The organism is Streptomyces longhuiensis (genome assembly GCF_020616555.1).
GTDB classification, from domain to species: Bacteria; Actinomycetota; Actinomycetes; order Streptomycetales; family Streptomycetaceae; genus Streptomyces; species Streptomyces longhuiensis.
Genome location: NZ_CP085173.1, coordinates 9,382,321 through 9,405,851, shown reverse-complemented (window position 1 = coordinate 9,405,851; position 23,531 = coordinate 9,382,321). Strand labels below are relative to the sequence as shown.

Genomic DNA, 23,531 nt, shown 5'->3' with positions numbered 1-23,531 from the left:
GGCGGCCCCGTCGGCAGGCACGATCGGGTCAGTCCGCCCGGCGGCTCAGACGCCCGGGCCACCACGCCTTCGGTCCGATGTCCCGGACCAGAGCCGGAACCAGCAGCGATCTCACCACCAGCGTGTCAAGAAGGACACCGAAGGCGACGATGAAGGCGATCTGCACGAGGAAGGCCAGCGGGATGACGCCCAGAGCGGCGAACGTCGCGGCCAGCACGACACCAGCCGAGGTGATCACTCCGCCGGTGGCGACAAGGGCCTTGAGGATGCCCTCACGAACGCCGTGTTCCAGTGACTCTTCCCGGGCTCGGGACATCAGGAAGATGTTGTAGTCCACGCCCAGCGCGACGAGGAACACAAACCCGTACAGCGGCACGGAGGCATCGGTGCCCGAGAACCCGAAGACGTGCCGGAATACGAGCGAGGAGATGCCCAGTGTGGCCGCAAAGTTGAGGGCCACCGTGGCGACCAGGATCAGGGGCATCAGCACGGAGCGCAGCAGTGCGACGAGAATGACCAGGATGATGGCCAGGACAACGGGAACGATCAGCATGCGATCGTGTTCCGCGGTCTTCTGGGTGTCGTACTGCTGGGCGGTGTAACCGCCGACCAGAGCGTCGGCGCCGTCGACCTGGTGCAGCGCGGAGCGCATGCGGGAAACCGTGGCCTTGGCGGCATCGCTGTCGGCGGCGTCCTTCAAAGTGACGTCGACACGGATCTTGCCGTCCACGACCCGGGTCGGGCCGCTGCCCGGACGTCCCTGCTCGGTCAGGGGAGTTGCGTCGGCAACACCGTCGGTGGCCTTTGCCCGCTCGACGATCTGCTTCTCGTGCCGGGCGTCGGCGATCACCACAGCCGGATTTCCGGAGCCGCCGGGGAAATGTTCAGCAAGGGTGGCCTGCGCCTGGACCGACGGCGCGTCGTTGACGAAGATCTCGTCGAGCGGAACTCCCTCGGAACTCAGCGTGGGAGCGAAGGCAGCGCACACCAGGAGGCCGCCCAGTGCGATGGCCCAGATCCTGCGCGGAGCCTTCTCCACGACACGGGCGATGCGGCGCCACACTCCGTGTCCACCGCCGGCGGCCTCCGCCGGGCGCGGACGGGCGGGCCAGTAGGCGGCGTTACCCAGAAGCACCAGGGCGGCCGGCAGGAAGGTGAGGGTGCTCAGGACGGCGCAGGCGATGCCGATGGCGCCGACGGGACCGAGAGCCCGGTTGTTGGTGAGGTCGCTCAGCAGCAGGGCCAGCAGGCCGAGAGCGACCGTGGCGCCACTGGCGACGATGGCTCCGGTCGACTGACGCAGCGCGGAGCGCATCGCGGCGAACCGGCTGTGATCACCGGCGAGTTCTTCGCGATAGCGGGCGGTGAGGAGCAAGGCGTAGTCGGTGGCGGCGCCGATCACCAGGATCGACAGGATGCCCTGCACCTGGCCGTCGACTCGGACGACATCGTGGTCTGCGAGGACGTAGACGATGGCGCAGGCGACACCCAGGGCGAACACCGCGCTGACAATGATCACGAAGGGGAGCAGGACACTGCGGTAGACCAGCAGGAGAATCACCAGGACCGTGATCAGGGCGACTCCCAGGAGCAGCCCGTCGATCCCGGCGAAGGCGTCGGAGAGGTCCGCCTGGCTTGCGGCAGGTCCCGCAAGGACGGCGGTGGCGCCGGTGACAGCGGACGCCTGCCTGGAGATGCGGTCGAGCGTGGAGGACAGCTCGTCACCGAGGTCTGGACGCAGCTGGACGACGCCTTCCAACGCCTTCTCATCGTGTGAGGGGATCGCCGGCGACACCTGACCGACCACGCCGGGTGTGCCCTTCAACGCGGCCAGCGCACGGGTGGCCTGGTCCTGCTGCGCGGCATCGAGAGGCCTGTCGCCGTCGGCGGTCCAGACGATGATCGCCGGCAGGGTCTCGTCTTCCTTGAACGCGCGCTGTGCCTCGATCACGCGGGTCGACTCGGCGTTGCGGGGCAAGAACGCCGCCTGGTCATTGGTCGCGACCTCGCCGAGCCGTCCGGCGTACGGGCCCAGCGTGCCTCCCACCGCGAGCCAGACGATCAGCAGGACGAGGGGCACCAGCCACCGAGTGGCTCGTGGAGTGCGGGACATGGATCTCCCAGGGCAGAGGCGGTGAAAACAAACTCAATGACAAAGTATCTCAATGATTGAGCAATAAGTTCTCGGCCAGGTTGTCGCCTGCTGTTCGGCCCGGGGGTACCGATCGGATGCGGTCAGCGGCGCCTAGATCTGACGGCTGCTCCCGGTCTCGGCGAGCTCCTCGTTGAGGGCATTCAGAAAGGTCAGCACAAGGGCCAGGTCAGGTTCGCTGAAGCGCCGGCGGACCCGGTCAGTCGCTTCAGCCAGAGGAGCGAAGTGCTTTCTTGCCTTCACCTGCGCAGTGGGCAGGTAGTGCAGGTGCACCACCCTTCGATCCGCACTCTCGCGCACCCGCTTGACGTGTCCCGCACGCTCCAGCCGATCCACACACGCACTGACCGCGCCAGACGTGAGTCCCAGCCGCTGACGCAGCAGGCTCGGGGTGAGCGGAGTTTCAGAGTCCAAGATGGCTGCGAGTGCCTGCACGTCCGTGGGGTGCAGATCCTGGCCGACCGCGAAAGCATGCACGAGCCTGTTGAGTTCACCGTTGAGGCGGCGCAGCTCCACGGCGAGGGCCAGCAAGTCCGGGTGCGGAGTGGCTGTTCCGTAGTCCGCGCCTCCAGCAGAACTGCCGGATACGGATGCCTCTTCAGGTTCACGGTGGTCCACCTGCTCACCCTACCGACACCGCTCTCATTTCCGTTCCTGCCATGGCACCCCCGCCCCCCACCCACTCACCAACCAGTCTCGCCGGACAAGAAGGTCACCGGTTCCCCGAGGCCGAAGCCTCACGTACACAGGTCACATGCCCTGAGGCCGAGGCTTCAGGGCCGGGCGCGAAGCCGGATTCCCAACGACAGCGCTGCTCCCGGTCGGCAGGCGTCGAGGCGCTTCCGGCGTCCGCCGGCCGGTTCAGGGTCCGTCTGCCCGGCTGGGTGGGCTCTCACCCTCGCGAGGTGTAGTAGCGGTAGTAGGCGGCAACAAACGTTCCCGAGGCGACGATCAGCCCGAGCAGGAAGCAGAACGCCACACCCGCCCCCGAAGGCGCCAGACTCCGCAAGAACGCCACCGCGGCGCCGGCCAGGCCCGCCCACAAGGCGGCGCGCGGCCCCGCGCTCAGCGACGGACCAGCCCGGTGCAACAGCACGATCAGCACCGCCAGCACCACACCGGACACGACGCCGAGGGCCACCACCACGAACGTGATCGCCCCGGTGTTGTGCACAGCAGCCGCCCACACGCCGTAGGCCGCACCCGCCACCGCGGCAACCACTTCGGCGGTACGCGCCGGCCATATGTCCATGCTCTCCGGCGACTTTGTCGGCCTTCGGGTACGACCCGCGCCCAGGCCGGGCTTCACGGTCTCGGACATGGCTCAACTCCTCGCTCTCAAGGCCGCGACCGCATCTGCTGCGCCTCTTCTCACTCCCGGTCAACGGCACGCACATGTTTCTGCCAAGCGGCCAGCCGTGGATGCGCCCAATGCTGCCCGGCCTTCGGACGGGTGCGGCCCCGGTTCGCTCCCCCGCTCAGCTGGACGTCTTCGGCCTCGGTCACCGTCACGGGGGTGCGTCACCGCGTGCGCGTACGCTCCGGCGGACTTCCGCGATGTCCCCGAGCCGGTCCAGCTGCCATACGGCCCGTGCGGTCCGGTGAAGGCCGGCGAGCCTTGCCCGGTGCCGGTCGACGAAAGTCCAGTAGCCCGCCGTATAGGGGCACGCGTGCTCGCCCGTGCGCTCGCGCGGCCGGTAGACGCACTCCCCGCACAGGTCACTCATGCGGTCGATGTAGGCGCCGCCGGACGTGTACGGCTTGGTGGTCATCCGGCCTCCGTCCGCGTACTGCGACATCCCGATGACGTTGGGCACCATGACCCAGTCGTAGCCGTCCACGAAGCAGCGATGGAACCAGTCCGTGACATGCGCAGGGTCCCAGCCTCGTTGGAGGGCGAATCCGCCAAGGATCATGAGACGGGGGATGTGGTGTGTCCAGCCCGTGTCCCGTACTTGGGCAAGGACGGTCCGCAGACAGCGCGCCTCGACCGCAGTGGCGTCCAGGTCGTTCCACCAGTCGGGCAGCGGACGGGTGTGGCGCAGAACGTTGGAGCGCCGGTATTCCTCGCCGAAGTACCAGTACAGCTGCCACACGTACTCGCGCCACCCGGCGATCTGCCGGACGAAGCCCTCCACGCTGTTGAGCGGGGCACGCCCCGCGCGCCACTCCGCCTCACCGCGCTCCACGACCTCGGCGGGATCGAGCAGGCCGAGGTTGAGAGAGGACGACAGCAGGCTGTGACTCATCACCGGGCCGGCGGCGAGCATCGCGTCCTCGTAGGGGCCGAACGTGCCGAGCCGGCGGTCGACGAAGCGGTCCAACGCCGCACGCGCCTCGGTCCGCGTGACAGGGAACAGACGCGGGCCGTCACGTCCGACGAAGGACACGTCGCCGTCCTGCTCCCAGCGGTCGAGGTCGTGGCGGACCTCGTCGTCGATCGCGTCCTCGCGCGGCCGGTAGGGGCGGTCGATCCGCAGGGTCTCGGCATCGCGGGGCGGTGGCTGCCGGTTGTCGTGGTCGAGGTTCCACCGCCCGCCCGCCGGCCGGTCGCCGTCCTCCATGAGGAGATCATGTCCGCGCCGCACCCAGCGGTAGAAGTCCTCCTGGCGCAAGGACCGACCGCCCCGACCGTCCGCCCAGACGGCGAAGTCCGCCATCGGCACCAGGAAGCCCCGCGCCGGCCCCACGCTGACCTGAGGTATCGACCGCACCAGGCGCAGCGCGCCGTACGACGTGGGGTGATGCATGGTCACGGGACGGCCTCGCGCCGCGCGTTCCACTCCCTCCCGGTAGGTGGCGGCGCGTACGTAGGTCACGCGGTCGCCCAACTCGGCGGCCCGGTGCCGCATCGCGGACAGCACGAGGTGTGCCTTGGCCCGATGGAACCGACGCCGCTGGAACACCGAGCGCGCTTCGATCATGAGGAGAGGGTCGTTCCGGCCGGGGCCGTGCTGCCCAGGGGTGAGGAAGTGGGGCCCTAGCTGGTCTCCGAACAGCCAGTGCATGGGCGGTCCTCAGTCCCGGCCGCGGGCGTGCTTGAACCGCGCCAGCCCATCCGCCAGGTCGACGAGCGGCGCCGGGTAGTCGAGGGCGGCGCGCTGGTCCGGCAGCAACCGCCAGGGCTCGTGCACGGTGTCGGCCGCGACCCCTTCCAGCTCCGGAATCCACCGGTGTACGTAACCGCCGTCCGGGTCGTAGCGCTTGCCCTGACGCACGGGGTTGAGCACTCGGTGGGGACGTGTGTCGGTGCCGGTCCCGGCGACCCACTGCCAGTTGAGCTGGTTGTTGACGACGTCGCCGTCCACAAGGAGATCGAGGAAGTGCCGCGCTCCGATGCGCCAGTCCACGTACAGCGACTTGGTCAGGAAGCTCGCCGCCAGCAGCCGGGCCCGGTTGTGCATCCAGCCCTCGTGGCGCAGTTGGCGCATCGCCGCGTCGACCACCGGGTAGCCGGTGCGGCCGTCGCGCCAGGCGGCGATGTCCTGCGCCGCGTCCTTCTCGGTCCGCCAGGAGTCGTGACGCGTGCGGTAGTCGTGCCGGGCCGTGTCGGGGCGCGCGGCCAGCACCTGGTGGTGGAAGTCGCGCCAGCACACCTGACGCACGAACGCCTCGGCACCGGGCCCGCCGCGGCCCCGGGCCCGGTGGATCAGTTCGACCGGTGAGAGGCTCCCGAAGTGCAGGTGGGGCGAGAGCCTGGAGGTCGCGTCCCCGGCCAGGTCGTCGTGGACTTCCTCGTAGCGTGCCAGGTCGGCCGTGCACCAGCGCGCGAACCGGTCGCGTCCCGCCGTCTCGCCTCCGGCCGACAGCCCCGGCGAGACACCGGACATGTGCGAGCGGGACGGCAGTGCCTCGCCGCGCACCCCGTCGGGCACACGCAAGCCGCGTGGCGCGGGCAGGGGCGCGCGCAGGGGTTCGTTCGACCACTTACGGAAGTAGGGCGTGAAGACCGCGTAGTGATCGGAGCCGGCCGGGGTCACCGCACCGGGAGCGACCGCGGTGACCACGCCCTCGTAGACGCGCAGGGTCACGCCCTGGCGGCGGAGTGCGTCGCGCAGCCGTTGTTCGCGACGGTGGGCGTATCCGGTGACGCCGGCCGCCATGTAGACCTGTGTGGCCCCGGATTCCGCCGCTACGGCGCACACTTCGGTTGCAACGGGTCCCGATCGCAGGACGAGCCGGCCTCCCAGGCCTCGTAGTGAGGCGTCGAGGTCGGCGAGGCAGTCGGCCAGGAATGCGTCCCTGTTGGGCACGGCGAAGCCGGCCTCGCGGATACCGGGGTCACGCACGAACAACGGCACCACCTCGTCCGCCGCCGCGACCGCGGCGTGCAGGGGCGGGTGGTCGTGCGTCCGCAGGTCCGAGGTGAACAGGACGACCGCGACGGTCATGGGATCACTCCTGGTGCAGTGTTGCTGGTGCGGTGGGGAAGAGTTGTGGCTAGTGCTGCGAGGTTCTTCCCGTCGGGCGGCCGCTCCGGATGCGGATTGTGCGTGCCCCGTTCATGCGCGCCTGCGCACCCTTGACCGCGGCCTGGGTGATGTTGCGTGTCATGCCGCCGAACACGACGGCATGGAACGGGAGGACGAGCCACCAGTAGACGTGTCCCAGCAGTCCCCGCGGGTGAAACAGGGCGCGCTGCCGGTAGCGAGTGCCGCCCTGTGGATCCGTCTCGACCCACATCTCCAGCCAGGCGAGACCTGGCAGACGCATCTCCGCGCGCAGACGCAGCAGCCGTCCAGGTTCGATTTCCTCGACCCGCCAGAAGTCCAGTGAGTCGCCGACCCTCAGACGCTCGGTGTCGCGGCGGCCGCGCCGCAGGCCGACACCGCCGACGAACCGATCCAGCCAGCCCCGTACGGCCCAGGCGAGTGGGAAGGAGTACCACCCGTTCTCTCCGCCTATCCCCTCGATCACCCTCCACAGCGCTTCGCCTGAGGCATCCACGGGGCTGTCGCGTTCGTCCTGGTAGAGGCTGCCGCCCGCCCAGTCCGGGTCGGTGGGCAGCGGATCGCTGGGGGCGCCGGGAGCGGAAGCGGAGGACCAGCGGGTGACGACCTGGGCGTCCCGGACACGGCGCAGTGCCAGCGCGAGCGCCTCGTCGAACGGCAGTGGCCGACCCGGAGGGTCCGGCACGTACGTCGCGATGTCGTGTTCGCCGCAGACAACCTCGTACCGCAGCGACTCGGTGAGCGGCCGGGCCAGCGCGGCCGGCACCGGAGTGACCAGACCCACCCAGTGGCTCGACAGCCTCGGGGTGAGCATCGGAACCGGCACGATGAGCCTCCGCGGCAGTCCGGCCACGACCGCGTAGCGGCGCATCATCTCGCTGTAGGTCAGCACTTCGGGCCCGCCGATGTCGAAGGTCCGGTCGACCTCGGCGGTCATGGTGGCCGAGCCGACGAGGTAGCGCAGTACGTCGCGCACCCCGATGGGCTGGGTACGGGTCTGGACCCAACTGGGCGTGACCATCACCGGCAGACGTTCGGTCAGATAGCGCAGCATCTCGAAGGAGGCGGAGCCGGAGCCGATCACGACGGCGGCCCGCAGAACGGTCGCGGGGACCGGTCCGTCGAGGAAGACGTGCCCGACCTCGGCCCTGGAACGCAGGTGTGGGGAGATGGACCTTTCGGGGATGCCCCGGGGGGTGAGTCCGCCGAGGTAGACGATCCGCTGGACGCCGCAGGCATGGGCCTGCGCGGCGAAGATCTCGGCAGCGCGGCGGTCGGCGTCTTCGAAGTCGGCACCGGAGCGGAGCGAGTGCACCAGGTAGTAGGCGACATCGATGCCGCGCAGAGCCGCAGCGACCGACTCGGCGTCCTGAACGTCACCGCGCACCGTGTCGACGTCATGGGCCCAGGGATGATCACGCAGCTTGCCGGGCGAGCGAGCCATGCAGCGGACCCGGTGACCGGCCGCCAGCAGTTCCGGCACCAGCCTGCCTCCGATGTACCCGGAGGCCCCGGTCACGAGGCAGTGCAGCGGCTCCTCGGGCCGTCGTCGGTTCTCCACCATGACTTGTCCTCCCAGCGCTCGGCCAAGATCCGTTCCGGCGCTTCGCGCTTGCTCCGCGTGGCACGCCACGATCGACGCCCACCGACGTACATGTTTCGCAGCAGAGCACTGTGATGGATGCGGTGCTCGCAAAGAATCGGCCGGTACAAGCTCGGCAGGTCAGGCGACGGGACTCCTGAGTAGTTGCGTCCACGGCGGCGGATCGGCCGGCCGCACCGCGACCGCGCGCGGCCGTGGCTCTGGCTCTGGCTCTGGCTCTGGCTCTGGCATGGCATGCCGACGGTGGCCCCAGCGCCTTCGGGCGTCACTGTCCGTGTCATTGCCACACGCGGTGGCGGTACGTGCGAGGACAAGGGCGACAAGAGCCGACAGGTGGATTCTGCGCGTGGCGCCCCCTATCCGCCAGGCTCACCCAGTCCGGCGGGCTCCCCCAGCCCGCGGCGGGCACGTCGAAGCGCTGCCGATGCGTAGTACCGCGCCGGGCCACTCACGCGCCCCAGCGGCACAACGCATCGGCAGCGCCGCCCTATTCAGCCCTGAGGCCCTGCCAGGGCCTTGAACGCCGGGCGCAGCAGGGCGGCGATGCGGTCGGCTGGGACGTCACGAAGAGCGGCCAGGCCCAGGAACTGGTGGCCGATGGTGACGCCCAGCAAGGCGGTGACGAACAGTGCGGCGCGCAGCTCGGGATCCTCGGCGGCGGGCAGGGCAGCGCTCACGCTGTCGATCTGCCGATCAAGAGTGGCGCGGACGTGATCGGCTGCCACCGGGTCGGTGAGCATGGAGCGGATCATCACCAGCGTGCCCTCGGGGAGGCCGCCGAGCTTGAGGCCGAGCGTGGCCAGCAGCTGATCGACGAGCGCGTCGGTGTCAGCGATTGCCGGCACTGCGGGTAGCGCCTGCACGGCTTGGGTGAACAACTCGCGCTTCGAGCCGAAGTACTGCATGACCAGAGCCGGGTCGACGCTCGCCGCAGTCGCCACGGCGCGGATGGTGGTGCGATCGAAACCCTTCTCGGCGAACAGCTCCCGGGCGCTGTCGAGGATGCGCGCCTCGGTCGCTCGGCGGCGGTCGGCTCGGGACTGGCGAGGAGTGGACACCAATTCACTCTACAGCCGTTGACTGAGCTTCCAGCCGACTCTACGGTGAATGGGTCAACAAGTGTTGAGCGAATGGATGCCCCCATGTCGCATGCGGATACATCTGCTGTTCGCACCCCTCGCGAGGTGCTGAACCGCTACTACCAGGCCATGCTCGACAAGTCCCCGGACGATCTCGCCGATCTCTATGCCATGGACGCGGTGCACGAATTCCCGTTCACCTCCCCCGGTTTCCCTCCGCGCTACGAGGGACGCGAAGCAGTGCGCGCGGGATACCGGGCGGCCTGGAGAGCAAGCCCCGTCCATGTGCAGGAGGTCAGAAGGATCGCGGCCTACGAGACCGGCGATCCGGAAGTGATCATCGCCGAGCACGTCGTGGTGGGAACGCTGCCGACCAGACGCACCAGCTTCACCGTCCCCGGTCTCTTGGTGCTCCACATCCACAGCGGACTGATCACGCGGGCCCGCGACTACATGGACAGCTTGAGCGTCGCCAGCGCCAGAGGGTGAAGGGCGGACTGATTCACTTGAGACACGAGGGCGAATCGGACCAACGCTCCTGAGACGGGGCCGTTCCTTAGAGAGGGAACAGCGAGTACTGCCCCCGGGGCGACCTGAAGTGCTAAGTCCCAACTGCTGTGGCTGAGCGCCCTGTCTGGCGCCGTCCGACATGAGACGCGCAGCTCTCAGCTCTCAGCTCTCAGCGCTGGGCCTGCCGGCGCGGGCCGCAGCCCGGCGATAGCCGTGCTTCGTTTCCGCCTCTCACACCGCGGACCGGGACACCCCGGACGCACCGTGACCGTTCTGGAGCTCGATCGAGTCGGACCGTGCCCAGGGAGCCCGGTGGCCGTGGCCGACTCAGCGGACGATGCCGGCCGTCCAACCACCGCCGGCGGCGACGCCGCCGACCGGCTTGCGCGCAGGGAAGGGCGGCTTGTCCTGTCGACAGGTCGTTCCCGCCGGCGGGAGGGTGCCGTCTACGAGGTACCGGGCCTCGTATGTCTTCACGCAGCTGCTGGGGTTGATCAGCTCGGTGTGACCGTATCCCTCGTGGGTGAGCAGGCGGGCATCGGCCAATTCCCTGGCCATCGCCTGAGAGTCCGCGTAGGGAGTGGCGGGGTCGTACTTGGTGCCGACCACCAGGATCGGGTGTGCCGTGGGCCCGTTCCACGGTCCTCGGTAGCGGTCGGCCGCGACGGCCGGCCAGGAGATACACGGCACGGTGGCCCAGGTCCAGTAGCGTCCGGCGTCGCCCCCGCGTCGGGCGGCGGCCTCTTCCATGGCGGGGTAGACGGCGGGGTCACGCGGATTGGGGCTGTCGCCGCAGAGCACCGCACTTGCCTGTTCGTCGCCGACGTACGGATTCGGATGCGGGACCGGTGGTGCGGGCGGGGGCTGGGACGGCTTGGGGACGCGGCCCTGCCAGAGGTCCCACAGCCTGCCGGCGAGGTCCGTCCAGCCAGGGTGGAGGATGTAGAGGCTGCTCACGACGTCGGCGATCGTGCGGCCGTAGGTCCACTCACCCACGGGCTGCGCCCGCAGCCTCCGCATCAGCTGGTCGAACCTGTCCCGGGTCGCTGCCGGACTGCCGGCGGAGAAGGCGCAGCCCGCTGCGTCCGTGGATCCGCACAGGGTGAGGAACCGGTCCAGGACCGCTGCCGCGGCGCGGTCCAAGCCCATACGCAGGAACGTGGTCAGCCGAGGGTCCGCGTCGGAGGCGTGGTTCGTCCAGGCCTGCGGATCGATGTTGCTGTCGAGGACCATGGCACGGACCCTGTCGGGAAACATGTTGGCGTAGGTGGCGCCCAGGATCGTGCCGTAGGAGATTCCGAGGTAGGTGAGTTGCGCGTCGCCCACCGCCTTGCGCAGCCCTTCGAGATCGCGAGCGGTGTCGGCGGTCGACACATGACGCAGCAGTCCGGGGTCACGCCGCTCACAGCGCTGGGAAAGATCCTGGTACGCGGCGATCACGGCCGCTCGCTGCTGTGCGCCCACCGGGACGCCGGCCGGTTTGCCCGCTTCCCACGCGGCGGCCTCCCCGGTGGTCGCGAAGCAGTTCACCGCGGTGCTGTTGCCGATCCCGCGGGGGTCCCAGCTGACGATGTCGAACCGCTCCCGCACCTCGCGCGGAAAGAACTCGTAGTTCTGTGGCATCTGGACCGTTCCCGGCCCGCCGGGTCCGCCGGGGTTGAAGAGCAGGGTGCCGATGCGTCGGCCAGGGCCGGTCGCCTTCCGTTTGACGACTGCCAGTTCGATGGTGCGACGACCTGGGTTGTTGTAGTCCAGTGGCACCTTCGCGGTCGCGCAGTCGAACGGGCTGCCTTGAACGCAGGGGCTCCAGTCCAGCTTCGGGGCCGGCACCGAAGGTGTGGGTATTCGTCCGGCTGCGGCGAGGTTCTCCCCGGTCAGAACGGTCGAGTAGGTCACCAACGCGGCGATGACCGCGGCACAGACCCGACGGCCCACCGTCGGTCCAGATATGTGCATGCGCTGTCCTTCCACGGCTGAGGGCCGGACGCCCTTCCGTGCTGGACGTCGTCACTCATCTGTGTCAACGGCACCGTGTCCCAGCAGCGCGCGCGAGCCGGCCACGACCAAATGGCCGAACCACCGTCACTGTGCCGCCCGGCGAACGGGCCGGAACCCCGGGGGTCCGCCGATCTCACGAAGGACCAGCTCAGACCCATGCTTGGAAGGAGGACAGGCTCAGAGTCTTCCGTATCGGTGTTCCGCGAACCGTCCCGGTGAAGAAGGGCCATACCTACCATCCGATGCCCGGCCCAGACGTTGGTGGCCGAGCACCGCCCCGATCGCGGTGGTACCGCCGAGCCGGTACCACCGCGATCGGGGCGGCTGTCCATCTGCCGGACACCGCCACCAAGGTGCTTGAAAGAGCGCCACTGGCCGTAATCGACGCTGTGGCCGGAGTCCCGTGAAGGGCCAGGACGCCGGAGTGGAGGTGGTTGGGATCCGGCGGCCCACCTCGCAGGTCGCTACCCAGCAGCCACAACCGGGCCGGCCGTGACCTGAGGAGGGTTGGGGAGCAGCGACGAGAGGCTGTCCCGTACGAAGTCCGCCGCCTGGTTGATCGACTCTTCGGCCCCTGATTGGTCTTCAAAGACGCTGGTGGAGAGCATCACTCCGTCCCCGGCGTCCACCCAGTAGTAGGCCACGAAACCCGGGACTCGGCGGAGTAGCGGCACGAATCCCTCGTCCACTCGGCGTCCTGCCTCGGCGGAGTCAGTCACGCCTTCGTACCGCCGAACAACTGCGTACATAGCTGATCTCCTCACGGATCCCAGGGACACCTTGCGCGAAACGACCTACCCCGAACGAGCGTCTCTGGCTCGGGGGACGTCCGGACGTGACCCGGATAGGCGCACCGGTGATCCAAACCGGGCCTCTGCTGTGGCCAGAGCTGGGCGAACCGTGACTTCACGGAAGTCCGGTCAGAGCCGGGACTCAAAGATCGTCATCACGGTGGTGAGGATCGCCTCGATCCGCGTTCGGCGACGACGCCATCGCTGCCGCTCCCCCACCCGGCCTCGCACCGACCTCGGCGACCTCGGCGACCTCGGCGTCGTCGGTGGCGCTAGCGGTAGCGGTAGCGGTAGCGGTAGCGGTGACAGGCTGCCCGGATCGACCCGCGTCAAGTACGCGGCTGCCCACCACGTCACGCCGCACGTGGCGCGCAACCAGCCCGGTCGGGTTCTGAGCGAGCTGGAGGCCGAGTTGCTGCTGACGGACCGGAATGCGACGAGTGGCAACGGTGTACTGCTCGATCACCGCGGGCAGGTCCTCGCCTCTGGCCTGCTGCCCGCCTCCGTTCGAAGGCGCGACGCAGTCGGCTCGCGATGGACTTCATGAGCACGTCCACATGGTCGCCGATGCCCATCACGCAGCAGGTCGCAGGAGAGGTCTGTCGTGACTCGATCCCCGGCCAGGGCTGTGTCGGCGAAGATGGACCTGTCCACCGTCCACACCAGCGAGGAGTCCTTGCGCAGATGGCTACTTCCGCCCCCGGCCCGAGGCCGCCGACGATCGCCGATGTGGCACGCGTCGCCGGCGTGTCGCGCACGACCGTGTCGCACGCCCTGAACGGGCTCGGCAAGGTCGATCCCCGGACGCGGGAGCGCGTGAGGCAGGTGGCGGCGGAGCTGGGCTACCGCCCGAACCTACGGGCGCAGCGGCTGCGGCGTGGACAGGCGAAGGCCATTGCGCTGGCGTCCTCGATGCCGTTCGCGGTGGCGGGCGGGCCGTCACGGCTCGGCTTCTACATGGAGGTCGCGGCGGCGGCCGCGGAGAGCGCGCTGCTTCACGACTACGCACTCGTGCTCGTACCGCCCGTGCAGTCGGATTCCGCGCTGTACTCCGTCGACATCGACGGAGCCATCGTGGTCGAGCCGGAAGTGGATGATGCCGCGGTCGCGCAGCTGCGTGAGCGCGGGCTGCCGTACGTGACGCTCGGCAGGCCGGTGTCCGCCGAGGAGAACGCGCCGTACGTCGACCTGCGCGGTGATCTGGTGGTGGAGCTGCTGCTGGAGCACCTGCACGAGCAGGGTGCGGTGAAACCGGCGCTGATCGTGGGCTCCGGTTCGCGGCATTCATCCGTCGATGCGCTCACCGCGTACGAGCGCGTCGCCGAGCGGCACGGCTGGACGCCGATCGTGGCGAGGGTCCCGGAGTCGGGCGGAGAGGAAGCGGGGTACGAGCGGTGCGCCGAACTGCTCGCCGAGCACCCGGACGTCGACGCGGTCTGCGCGCTGGTCGATGCCTTCGCGGTGGGCGCGGTCCGGGCGGTCCGGGACAGCGGGCTGACCGTACCGGACGACGTCATGGTCGTCACCCGCTACGACGGCCTGCGTGCCCGCACCTGTGAACCGCCTCTGACGGCGGTCGACCTGCACCTGGACAAGGCGGCGTCCGACGCGGTGGAACTGTTGCTGGGGCGGCTTCTCGGGGACACCGCCACGCCATCGGTGGCGGTGTCCCCGAACCCGCAGGTGATCGTCCGGGCTTCGTCGATACGAGCCGGCCGGAACTGAATCCCCGGACTCGTTCCGGCTCGGCCCGGACGCGGTCGAGCCTGGACTCGATCAGGCCCGGAGTATCTCGATCAGGCCCGGAGTATGAGGACGAGCCCCGAGACCAATGCGAAGACCAGGACGAACAGACGCATCCTGCGTGCGTCCAGACGGTGATGCACCAGGCGGCTGAGCCATGCACCGGCCGCGATCGCGGGCAGGAGCGCGACTGCCTCGCCGAGCTCCGTGACCTCCGCTTTCCCTGTCGCGAACAGCAGTGCCAGGGAGGCGACTTCCCCGATGAGGAAGCACGCGGCGACCGTGGAGCGCAGTTCGGCGGGCGGGCGATGCTGATAGACCAGCGCGAGCGGAGGCCCGCCGACACCGGTCGCGGTCTCGGTCAGCCCGGTCACCGCGCCCGCGCCGACGTATGCGGCCCGTCCGGGCGTGAACGCGGGCACGGTCAGGCTCGCGACGGCCGCGAGCACAGTGGCGCCGCCCACGAACAGGCCGAGGCCGCGTTCCGGGATCAGCCAGAGCACCGCAAGGCCGGCCGGGGTGGCGGCGAGCCGCGCCCCGGTGATCCAGCCCGCGCCGCGCAGGTCGAGCGAGGACCGTTCGCGCCAGGCGACGTACAGGTTGAGCGGGATCATCGACGCGAGGACGAAGACCGGGACCAGGCCGGGATCGAGGATTCCGGCCACGGGCGCGACGATCAGCGCGAATCCCAGTCCGCTGCTGCCCTGGACGAAGGCGGCGACGGCCACCGTCACGGCGAGGACCGCCAGTATCTGCGTACTCACCGCGCCGTGCTCCGATCCTGTGCCCGGATCAGTGCCCGTGATGCCGTGGAGGTGGGGTGCACTCGGGTGACGTCCGCCCTGGCGACGGCAGCACGCGCCAGTTCCGCCGCCCGTCTCACCAGTTCGGGCCCGTCCCATTCGGTCGGCCGGCCGTGCCACATCCGCAGTCGCCCGGCGACGAAGACGGCGGTGATCTGGTCCCGGTTGCCGCGTCGTACGAGTTCCCACGGCAGGTCCCAGGAGAGCGCCAATTCCGGGGTGTCGACGTCGACGAGAAGGAAGTCGGCCGCCATGCCCTGGGCGACGGTGCCGGTGCGGGCGCCGAGCCCGACGGCATCCGCACCGCCCCGGTTGGCGCGCTCCAGCCACGTCCAGCCCGCACCGCACGACGAGTCACCGGTCGCCAGACCGTACGCGAGACGCTGCGCGAACTCGGCGGCCTCCGCGAGCCGGAAGCCGTCGCCGCGGGTGCCGTCGGTGCCGAGCCCGAAGCGGACGCCACGCTCGGCCATGGCGGTCGCGGGCGCGACCGCGTTGCCCTTCCATGCGCTGGCGACGGGGTTGTAGCTGATGGCGGTTCCTGTGTCGGCGAGCAGGGTCAGCTCGCCTGGCGTGAGCATCGTGGCGTGCGCGGCGAGCAGTTGGGGGCCGAGCGCGCCGACGCTGTGCAGGTGCTCGAGGGGCCGAAGCCCGTGTCGTACCAGGGAACGTTCCACGCCGGCGAGGTGCTCGTTGACATGAATCTGGACGACGGCCCCGGCCTCGGCGGCGAGGCGGGCGGTGGCGTGCAGGGTGCGTTCGGTTGCCGCCTCGGGGATGGAGACGGCCAGGGACGGATGGATGAGCGGCTCTCCGTCGTAGCGGGTGAGGTGCTTTTCGGCCTGGTCGAGAACGGCCGGGCGGTCCGTCGCGTCCTCATTCTCCGTGGCGTCCGCGTCGTTGCAGACGAGGCCCAGGACGCAGCGGATGCCGGCGTCACGCGCGGCGGACGCGATCACTTCGACGTCGACACCGGCGCGCGTGCCGGCGTCCGTGACGGTGGTGAATCCGCCACGCATCGCTTCGAGGGCGGCCAGCTTGGCCGCGGTGTAGGCCGATTCCTCGTCCAACGCTCCTTCCAGCGGTACCCACACCCGGCGGAAGATCTCGGAGGGCTCCCCGAAGGCGAGTGCGGAGCCGAAGCTCTGGGTGAGGTGGTGGTGGGCGTCGACGAATCCGGGCATCAGCAGGTGCCCGGGCAGTCGTACGGCCGGCAATTGCGGGTGCGCGCGCTCCAGTTCGTCCGCCGGTCCGACGGCTTCGAAGCGACCGTCGTCGATCGTGACGGCCCAGCCGTCGGCGGGGCCTTCGGGCAGCAGGACCGCGTCCGGTACGAGAAGGAGCGGGCTGGGGCCGGCGAGGGAGTCGCGGTCGGATTGGTTCATCGGTCGCCTTCTGTGCGTGCGGTGGTCAGACGGGCGGCGACGCCTGGCCTGACATGGTGGAAGAGGATGTTGAGAACGGCGGCGGCGAACGTGCCGACGGCGACGCCGCTTTCGAGGAGGATGCGGACGTTGGGAGGGAACGCGCCGTACACGCCGGGGACGAGGATGGGCAGGAGCCCGAGTGCGAGAGCGACGGCGCATATGAAGGTGCTGGTGTGCTTGTCGAGGTCGGAGCGGCCGAGCATCTGGATGCCGAGCACGGTGATGACGGCGAAGACGACCATGGCGGTGCCGCCGACGACAGCGGTCGGGATCACGCTGATGGCGCGGGTGACGGGTGCGAGGATCCCGATGACGATGAGCACGACTCCGGCTGCGGCGGTGACGAACCGGCTGCGGACGCCGGTGACGCGGACGATGCCGATGTTCTCTCCGCTGGTGACCATGAGCGGCAGGCCGAAGAATCCGCCGAAGAGCGAGGTGAGAGCGTCAGCGCGGACGGTCTTCGGCACGTCGGTCCGCTTGTCGACCGTCTTGCCGACGGCCTCGGCGTTGATGACGGTCTGGCCGGTGGCCTCGGCCATGGAGGCCAGGCTGTAGAGCATCAGGGGCAGGGCTGCTACGAGGTTGAACTCGGGTGAGCCGAAGGGCATCAGGTGCGGCAGGTTCACCAGTCCGCCGCCTATGGCACCTGCGTCGTCGATGGCGCCGAGGGCCGCGGCGAGCGCGGTGCCGGCGAACAGGCCGAGCATGACGGCCAGTTGGCGCAGGATGCCGGTGAAAAGCAGGTAGAAGACGATGGTGAACCCGATCGTCGCCATGCCGAGACCGAGGTTGGTGGGATTGGCGAAGCCGGGCGAGCCGGGCTGTCCCGTGACGAGGACCGCGCCGACCTTCACCAGGTTGACACCGACGATGACGATCATGGTGCCGATGACCAGGGCGGGAAAGTATGCGAGCAGCCGCGAGAAGACCGGCAGCACGACGAAGGTGAACACCGCGGTCAGGACCACCGCACCGGTGGCGATGCGTACGCCGTGCTGCTCGGCGATCGCGAGGAACAGGATGAGCGGAGCCCCGCCCGGCAGCATCACGAAGGGCAGCCGCGGCCCGAACTTCCAGGGTCCGAGCGACTGGATCAGCGATCCCACGCCGGAGAGCACGAAGGCCGCCGAGAGCAGATCGACGGTGAGACCGGCACGCAGGCCGAGGGTGGCGCTCATCAGGAAGATTGCCGAGATGGGGGTCGCGGCCATCACGAGGACGTGCTGGATCCCGAAGAGCAGGATGCGCCCCAGGGGACGCGACTCGTCCACGGGGTGCACGCCGGGCGGGGCACCTTCGTCGGCCGAGGACCCGGTGGTGTCGGGACGACCACCCTCGGGACGAGCACCGTCGGGGCGGTGACCCTCGGAATGGGGACGCTCATCCGGGTCGACTGTCTGCGTGAGCTGGGAGTTGACGGTCTCGCAGGTGTCGGAGAGTGCGGAGATCTCGGAGGGAAGTGCGGTGGGCTCGCCTGATGGGTGCTTGGCCGCAGGGCCACCGGCCGGCGGTTGGCCGGCCGGTGGCCTGCTCTGACGGGGACTGGACATGTTCGGGCTCCGTTCGGGCGTAAGGCACGCTCGGATATCAGCCGCGATCCGGCCCTGGACGGAGAGCCAAATCGATTTGGCCAAATCGATTTGGCCGTCAGTATGGGAGCCCCGGGACACACCGTCAAGAGAGGTCGCAACGTGCCCGTCGGGCGACCCGGCCATGGATCCCGAAATCTTCGTGGCGCGCAGGAGCGGCGCCGGCGACATGAGCTCAGTCGCCGGCGCGGCGGGCAACCGCGCGAATGCCGCCGGAAGGACCCAGCCCCCGCCAGCTCTCTGCCGCCAAGGCACGGCGCGACGCCCGACGAGAACCCTTGCGTATCGTCCCGACGAACGCGTCCGGCAGCGCGCGGTGACCTGACTGCCCCCTGCTCATCGCGCTTCCCTGTGCACAGCTGCGGTTCCTGCGCCGGCTGGTACGACATCCTCACCTGCCCCGAAACAGGGCGGGAATTCGCCAGGCAGGCACCAGCCCCCCTTGCTCCCGTGACGGCCAGGGCACTGCAAAGCGCCGGGCACGCTCCCGTCCGCCCTCGCGTCTGCCCCATGGTTCGTTGCCCTCAACCGGTTCGCAGGGCGGTGAAGTCGCAGACAGAATCAGTGATTTGACCCATCTCCGGACAGGCCGCACTGGGCGTGCGCCTGACGGAGGTTCATGTCAGTGAGGTCTGCGCCTTCTGTCGGATTCGCTCGCAGGGCGTCTGACCTGCGAGTCCCTCGGCGTCAACTGGCCGCTCAGCAGAGCGGAACGCCCGGTCCGGGTTTCCCTCTGGCCGGGCCGCGACATTCGGGCTCCCGCCGCCGCCCTGGTCACCCCGGCCACTCCATCAAAGAAAACTTAGATGGAGCCATTGAGCATTGTGCTGACAGCATTGCGCTGTTAGTTTTCCGGCCATGCCGAACGATCAACCCGGCTCGCCACAGGCGGGCATCGGCGCTCGCCTGCGCCGCCGCAGGCGAGCGCTGCATCTGACCCTCGCCGACGTCGCCGGACAGACCGGCCTCACCGAGGGCTACCTCTCCCAGGTGGAACGCGACCAGGCCAATGCGAGCGTGCGCACCTTGCAGCGCCTGTGCGAAGTCCTCAAGCTCGCCGTCGGCGACCTGTTCGACCAAGGCGCGGGCGCGGCGGGCTCGGTGCTGCGCTTCCGGGACAGCCACGGCATGTCGTTCGGCCAGGGCGCCACGAAGATCAAGCTCACGCCCGGGTCGTTCGACCACCTGGAGGTGCTGCTGGGGCACTTCACCCCGGGCGGCTCGACCGGCGTGGAGCCCTACACCCATGGCAGTTCGGAGGAACTGCTCCTGGTGCTGTCGGGCGAGGTGGATGTGTGGGTGCGCGATCAGCACCACCGGCTCGGCGCCCTGGACTCGATCCACTACCGCAGCAGCGATCCCCACCGGATCGTCGAGGCCACCGGCACCGACGAGGCCCGCGTGCTGTGGGCGATGGCACCCCCGACGTACTGAACGCCCGGTCGCCGGCACTCAACTACCGGGCGCCGCACCCCCAGTTGGAGCTAATGATGACCCCGTACGTGAACGGCGAGATATCGCATTGGATGAAGGCCTCCGGCTCCGTGGACCAGCAGGACGGCCCCCGCGCAGCGGGCCGTCGCGCCGGGGCCCTGCCCGACGAGGAACAAGACTTCGTGATCGTCGGCGGCGGGCTCACCGGCCTGTGGGCCGCCTACTACGCGGCTGCGGAGCAACCCGATGCGAAGATCACGGTACTGGAGGCCGAGGAGGTCGGCTACGGCGCCTCCGGCCGTAACGGCGGCTGGCTCTCCCCGCTCATCCCCGGCAACCGAGGCGTCTACGCCAAGGCCGCGCGTCGGCGCGGCCAGGACGGCGCTGCGGCCATCGCCTCGTTCCAGCGCGCGATGGAAACGGCCATCGACGACACCCTTCGCGTCCTTGAGGACGAGGGCATCAACGCGGATCAGCACCGCGGCGGGCATCTGCGCGTCGCCACCACCCCGGCCGCGATGAAGCGCCTCGAAGCCACCCACACCGCCGACCTCGCCCACGGCTACTACGCGCAGGACCTCGAACTCCTCGACGCCGACGCCGTCAGGAAGCGGATCAACATCAGCCCCGCCCTGGGCGGCCTGCTCACCCGCACCACCGCCCGCGTCGACCCGGCCAAGCTCGTCCACGGGCTCGCGGCCGCCGTGGAGAACAAGGGCGCACGCATCCTCGAAGGAACCCGCGCCACCCGCATCACACCGCACGCGGTAACCACCTCACGCGGAATTGTCCGCGGCAAGACGATCCTGACCTGCGTGGAAGCGTACTCGGGGCAGATCGACAGCGACGCCCGCGGACTCGACGCGCGGGACGTCATCCCCGTCAACTCCTCGATGATCGTGACCCAACAGCTCCCCGACAGCGCCTGGGAGCAGGTCGGCTGGCAGGGGTACGAGTGCCTCGGCGACGCCGCGCACACCTTCGTCTACGCCCAACGCACCGCCGACGGCCGCATCGCCATCGGCGGCCGCGGCACCCCTTACGCCTTCAACTCCGGTACCCCAGGCCTGGGCACCGTGGACGCCCGCACCGTGCGCACCCTGCACGAACGACTCCAACTCTTCTTCCCTGGCGTGCAGTTCGAGGTCGAGCACGCCTGGCGCGGCGCCATCGGAGTAACCCGTGACTGGTGCGCCGGGATCACCTTCGACCCAGCCACCAGGATCGGTGTCGTCCGCGGCTTCGCCGGCCATGGCGTGACCGCCACACACCTCGCCGCGCGCACCCTCATCGACCGGGCCGCCGGTCGCGAAACCCCCCTCACCCAACTGCCCTGGAACGACCACGACTCGGGGCGTTGGGAGCCCGAGCCGCTGCGCTGGATCGGCGTCCACGGCATGTACCGGCTCTTCGGCATCGCCGACCGCTGGGAGGAGAGCCGGCACTCCCAGAACACCTCTCTCATCGCCCGCTTCGGCTCCCGACTGGCAGGACTCGAATGAGCACGACATCGCAGCAGACCCCCGCCGCTCCCGACCGCACGCCCCACGGGAAAGCGGTCGGTGTACCCCAAGGCCCGTTCCGGCGAGGCCTGTTGAGCATGGCCTTCACCGAACTGTGGGAGCGTTACTCCTTCTACGGTCTGCAGGGCATCCTCTCCTTCTACCTCCTGTACAAAGTGACCGACGGTGGCCTGGCGTTGGACCCAGCACTCGCCTCGGGCATCGTCGGCGCGTATGGCGGCGCGGTCTACCTGTCCCAGATCCTCGGCGCCTGGCTCGGCGACCGCCTGGTCAGCCCGCAGAACATGGTCCTGTACGGCGCCGTCGTCATCACTGCCGGACATGTCGTGCTCGCCCTCGCACCCGGCCTGACCGGCCTCGGCGCCGGCCTGCTGTGCATCGTCCTGGGTACCGGCGCGCTGAAGACGAACATCACCTCGATCGTGGGCTTCGTCCTCGACCAGAACGACGACGAACGCTACCGGGACGCCGGATTCTCGTACTTCTACATGGCCATCAACATCGGCGCGGTGATCGGCCCGCTCACCACCGGCCTCGCCCAGAACGAACTCGGCTTCCACTACGGCTTCGGTCTCGCCGCCATCGGCATGGCAGCGGCGCTCGTCCAGTACGTCACCTCGATGAAGAAGCTCCCCGAGCGCGCCCGCATCGTCAACAATCCGCTACCCAAGAGGCGACTGCCCCTCGTCGCCCTTGCCGCCGTGCTCTGCGTCGCGCTCGTCGCCGGAGCTGTCGCGGGCGGCCTGCTGCGCGCGGAGAACCTGTCCACCGTCGTCACCATCACGGCGCTGGTGGCCGCCGCCACGTACTTCCTGACCATGACCACATCGAGGTCGGTCACTCACGTCGAACGCCGACGCATACTCGGCTATCTGCCACTCTTCCTGGCGTCCGGCGTCTACTTCGGATTCCTGTTCCAGAAGTTCACGGCGATCTCCATCCTGATCACCGAACGCATCGACCTGGACATCGGCGGCTGGACGTTCCCCGTCGCCTGGATCACCACCGCCAGCCCTCTGGCCGCTGTCCTGATCACGCCTCTCATCGCCCGCCTGTGGAAGAAGCTGGGGCATCGCCAGCCCAGCGCGGTGACCAAGATCGCCATCGGCCTGACGCAGATCGGCTGCGCCTACCTGTTCCTGCTCGTCATCTCCGAGGCCACCGGCACCGCGGACATTCCGCTGATCCTCATCCTCCTGTTCATGATGGCCGCCGGCTCCTCCGAGGTCTTCGTCGGCCCCATCGGCCTCTCCCTGGCCACCCGGATCGGACCCGGGAAATTCCGCTCCCAGATGGTCGGCCTCAACTTCCTCACACTGGCCCTGGGTTCGTCGCTCGCGGGCCTGCTCGGCCAGCTCTTCACAGCGATCGACAACGCCTCCTACTTCACCGTCACCGCGGTGTGTGGCATCGGCATCGGCCTGGCGCTCCTCGCCACCCGCAAGCCCGTGGGGCGGCTCTTGGAGGCAGGGCTGCAGGGCTGACTCAGGGTCGGCGATCTGGTTGCCGCGGCGCGCTTTGAGCCGGTGTGAACTTCGGCCTCAGGCCCGCCGCGGGCGGCCCTCCTGACCCACGTCCTGCCCACCCTCGACGGCACCCGCGAGAGTGTGTGACACAGGCCGAGGTGCCTGTCGGCGGTCCGAAGCGACGGCAGCCGTTCCGGTCGGGATCGTCAGACGATGACGGGGACGGTCTCGGCGCGGTTGGTGGACCAGTTGGTGACGATGGGCTTGTCGACGTTGGCGGTGTCGGGGAGCTTGAGCTCGGCGGGGTTGGGGTCGTCGTCGGTGAGGGCGATGATGACGTTCTCGAATTCCTTGCCGGCATTGCTCTTGGTGGTCTTGGGACTGATACCCGTGTACGCGACGGCGGAGCCGGTGAGCTTGATCGGGTCTTCGCCACCCTGGCCCACCGGGGAGGCGACACCATCAGCGCCGGAGCCGAAGGACACGCTGGGCGTGTTCACATCCAGGTAGCAGGTGATGCCGGACTTGGCCTTGGCGGTGACGAGGTAGTAGCCGCCCGCCTGGGACTGAGAGGTGACCGTGAAGTCCAGGTCGTTGGTCCCGCAGGACTGCCCGTAACCACTCTTGCCGCCGTCTCCGGAGCCGGTCTTGCTGTCGTCGCCGGAACCGGTCTTGTCCGTGGAGCCACCGGAGTTGGAGCCACCGGTGGACGAGGCACCAGTCGAGGGGCTGTCGCTGGAGGAGCTGTCGCTCCCGCCCTTGCCTGCTGAGGCGGCGGCGGAGGGCGTCGCGGAGCTGCCCGCATCCGCGACGTCGTCGTTGTTGCAGGCGGTGGTGGTGGCGGCGAGGGCCGTCACGGCCGCGGCGGCCATAACGAGACGGGCGGAACGGGCGGCGAGACGCGAACGCATCATGATCTCCAGCGACTGTCGGTCATAGGTATTTCCTGCTGACACCGA

The 23,531-nt window shown here is 69.3% G+C and carries 19 protein-coding genes; 5 read left to right on the top strand and 14 right to left on the bottom strand.

Going from position 1 to position 23,531, the window contains the following annotated elements:
* Window positions 1–28 precede the first annotated feature (28 nt).
* The 7 genes from LGI35_RS42815 to LGI35_RS42785 all read right to left on the bottom strand — a co-directional run bounded on the left by LGI35_RS42815 (window position 29) and on the right by LGI35_RS42785 (window position 9,264).
* A complete protein-coding gene (locus LGI35_RS42815; RefSeq protein WP_227299830.1) occupies window positions 29–2,113 on the bottom strand; it encodes an MMPL family transporter in 2,085 nt (694 codons plus the stop codon).
* A 132-nt stretch (window positions 2,114–2,245) separates the two neighbouring features.
* Window positions 2,246–2,770 carry a MarR family winged helix-turn-helix transcriptional regulator gene (locus tag LGI35_RS42810; protein ID WP_227299829.1) on the bottom strand — a complete coding sequence of 175 codons (525 nt, stop codon included), beginning with the start codon at window positions 2,768–2,770 and terminating at the stop codon, window positions 2,246–2,248.
* 274 nt (window positions 2,771–3,044) lie between these two features.
* Window positions 3,045–3,473 (bottom strand): hypothetical protein, encoded by a 429-nt coding sequence (locus tag LGI35_RS42805; RefSeq protein ID WP_227299828.1) that lies wholly within the window; start codon window positions 3,471–3,473, stop codon window positions 3,045–3,047.
* 187 nt (window positions 3,474–3,660) lie between these two features.
* A complete protein-coding gene (locus tag LGI35_RS42800; protein WP_227299827.1) occupies window positions 3,661–5,160 on the bottom strand; it encodes a cryptochrome/photolyase family protein in 1,500 nt (499 codons plus the stop codon).
* Between the two features lie 9 nt (window positions 5,161–5,169).
* A complete protein-coding gene (locus LGI35_RS42795; protein WP_227299826.1) occupies window positions 5,170–6,543 on the bottom strand; it encodes a cryptochrome/photolyase family protein in 1,374 nt (457 codons plus the stop codon).
* Window positions 6,544–6,592: 49 nt separating this feature from the next.
* Window positions 6,593–8,167 (bottom strand): SDR family oxidoreductase, encoded by a 1,575-nt coding sequence (locus LGI35_RS42790; RefSeq protein ID WP_227299825.1) that lies wholly within the window; start codon window positions 8,165–8,167, stop codon window positions 6,593–6,595.
* Window positions 8,168–8,697: 530 nt separating this feature from the next.
* The gene (locus tag LGI35_RS42785; protein ID WP_227299824.1) at window positions 8,698–9,264 is read right to left on the bottom strand and encodes a TetR/AcrR family transcriptional regulator; all 567 of its coding nucleotides are present in this window, start codon (window positions 9,262–9,264) and stop codon (window positions 8,698–8,700) included.
* A gap of 126 nt (window positions 9,265–9,390) precedes the next feature.
* On the opposite strand from LGI35_RS42785, the gene LGI35_RS42780 reads away from it, so the two are divergent.
* Window positions 9,391–9,774: a nuclear transport factor 2 family protein gene (locus LGI35_RS42780; RefSeq protein WP_227299823.1), complete on the top strand. Its 384-nt coding sequence runs from the start codon at window positions 9,391–9,393 to the stop codon at window positions 9,772–9,774.
* Window positions 9,775–10,122: 348 nt separating this feature from the next.
* Here the strand turns inward: LGI35_RS42780 and LGI35_RS42775 are convergent, their stop codons facing one another.
* The 3 genes from LGI35_RS42775 to LGI35_RS42765 form a co-directional block, all read right to left on the bottom strand.
* Window positions 10,123–11,751, bottom strand: a complete 1,629-nt coding sequence (locus tag LGI35_RS42775) for an alpha/beta hydrolase (protein ID WP_227299822.1) — start codon at window positions 11,749–11,751, stop codon at window positions 10,123–10,125.
* 506 nt (window positions 11,752–12,257) lie between these two features.
* Window positions 12,258–12,542 carry an antibiotic biosynthesis monooxygenase family protein gene (locus LGI35_RS42770; protein ID WP_227299821.1) on the bottom strand — a complete coding sequence of 95 codons (285 nt, stop codon included), beginning with the start codon at window positions 12,540–12,542 and terminating at the stop codon, window positions 12,258–12,260.
* A 184-nt stretch (window positions 12,543–12,726) separates the two neighbouring features.
* Window positions 12,727–13,050, bottom strand: coding sequence for a hypothetical protein (locus tag LGI35_RS42765; protein WP_227299820.1), 324 nt, complete (start codon window positions 13,048–13,050; stop codon window positions 12,727–12,729).
* A gap of 218 nt (window positions 13,051–13,268) precedes the next feature.
* Between LGI35_RS42765 and LGI35_RS42760 the strand changes: the two genes are divergently transcribed.
* Window positions 13,269–14,309 (top strand): LacI family DNA-binding transcriptional regulator, encoded by a 1,041-nt coding sequence (locus LGI35_RS42760; protein ID WP_227299819.1) that lies wholly within the window; start codon window positions 13,269–13,271, stop codon window positions 14,307–14,309.
* 71 nt (window positions 14,310–14,380) lie between these two features.
* On the opposite strand, the gene LGI35_RS42755 is transcribed toward LGI35_RS42760, so the two are convergent.
* The 3 genes from LGI35_RS42755 to LGI35_RS42745 are packed head-to-tail and all read right to left on the bottom strand — an operon-like array spanning window position 14,381 to window position 18,110.
* Window positions 14,381–15,091 (bottom strand): sulfite exporter TauE/SafE family protein, encoded by a 711-nt coding sequence (locus tag LGI35_RS42755; RefSeq protein ID WP_227299818.1) that lies wholly within the window; start codon window positions 15,089–15,091, stop codon window positions 14,381–14,383.
* Window positions 15,088–16,515 carry an amidohydrolase family protein gene (locus tag LGI35_RS42750; protein WP_227299817.1) on the bottom strand — a complete coding sequence of 476 codons (1,428 nt, stop codon included), beginning with the start codon at window positions 16,513–16,515 and terminating at the stop codon, window positions 15,088–15,090. The genes LGI35_RS42755 and LGI35_RS42750 overlap by 4 nt, the downstream gene beginning before the upstream one ends.
* Window positions 16,512–18,110: a uracil-xanthine permease family protein gene (locus LGI35_RS42745; protein ID WP_227299816.1), complete on the bottom strand. Its 1,599-nt coding sequence runs from the start codon at window positions 18,108–18,110 to the stop codon at window positions 16,512–16,514. Before LGI35_RS42745 ends, LGI35_RS42750 begins: the two co-directional genes overlap by 4 nt.
* 897 nt (window positions 18,111–19,007) lie before the next feature.
* On the opposite strand from LGI35_RS42745, the gene LGI35_RS42740 reads away from it, so the two are divergent.
* From LGI35_RS42740 to LGI35_RS42730, 3 genes are read left to right on the top strand one after another with little or no spacing between them, the layout of a single operon-like run.
* Window positions 19,008–19,583: a helix-turn-helix domain-containing protein gene (locus LGI35_RS42740; RefSeq protein WP_227299815.1), complete on the top strand. Its 576-nt coding sequence runs from the start codon at window positions 19,008–19,010 to the stop codon at window positions 19,581–19,583.
* Entirely contained in the window at window positions 19,556–21,085 is a 1,530-nt protein-coding gene (locus LGI35_RS42735) for an NAD(P)/FAD-dependent oxidoreductase (protein WP_227299814.1), read from the top strand. Before LGI35_RS42740 ends, LGI35_RS42735 begins: the two co-directional genes overlap by 28 nt.
* Window positions 21,082–22,590 (top strand): peptide MFS transporter, encoded by a 1,509-nt coding sequence (locus LGI35_RS42730; RefSeq protein ID WP_227299813.1) that lies wholly within the window; start codon window positions 21,082–21,084, stop codon window positions 22,588–22,590. The genes LGI35_RS42735 and LGI35_RS42730 overlap by 4 nt, the downstream gene beginning before the upstream one ends.
* Window positions 22,591–22,778: 188 nt before the next feature.
* On the opposite strand, the gene LGI35_RS42725 is transcribed toward LGI35_RS42730, so the two are convergent.
* On the bottom strand, window positions 22,779–23,483 hold the full coding sequence (locus tag LGI35_RS42725) for a DUF4232 domain-containing protein (protein ID WP_227300750.1): 705 nt from the start codon (window positions 23,481–23,483) through the stop codon (window positions 22,779–22,781).
* Between the last annotated feature and the right edge of the window lie 48 nt (window positions 23,484–23,531).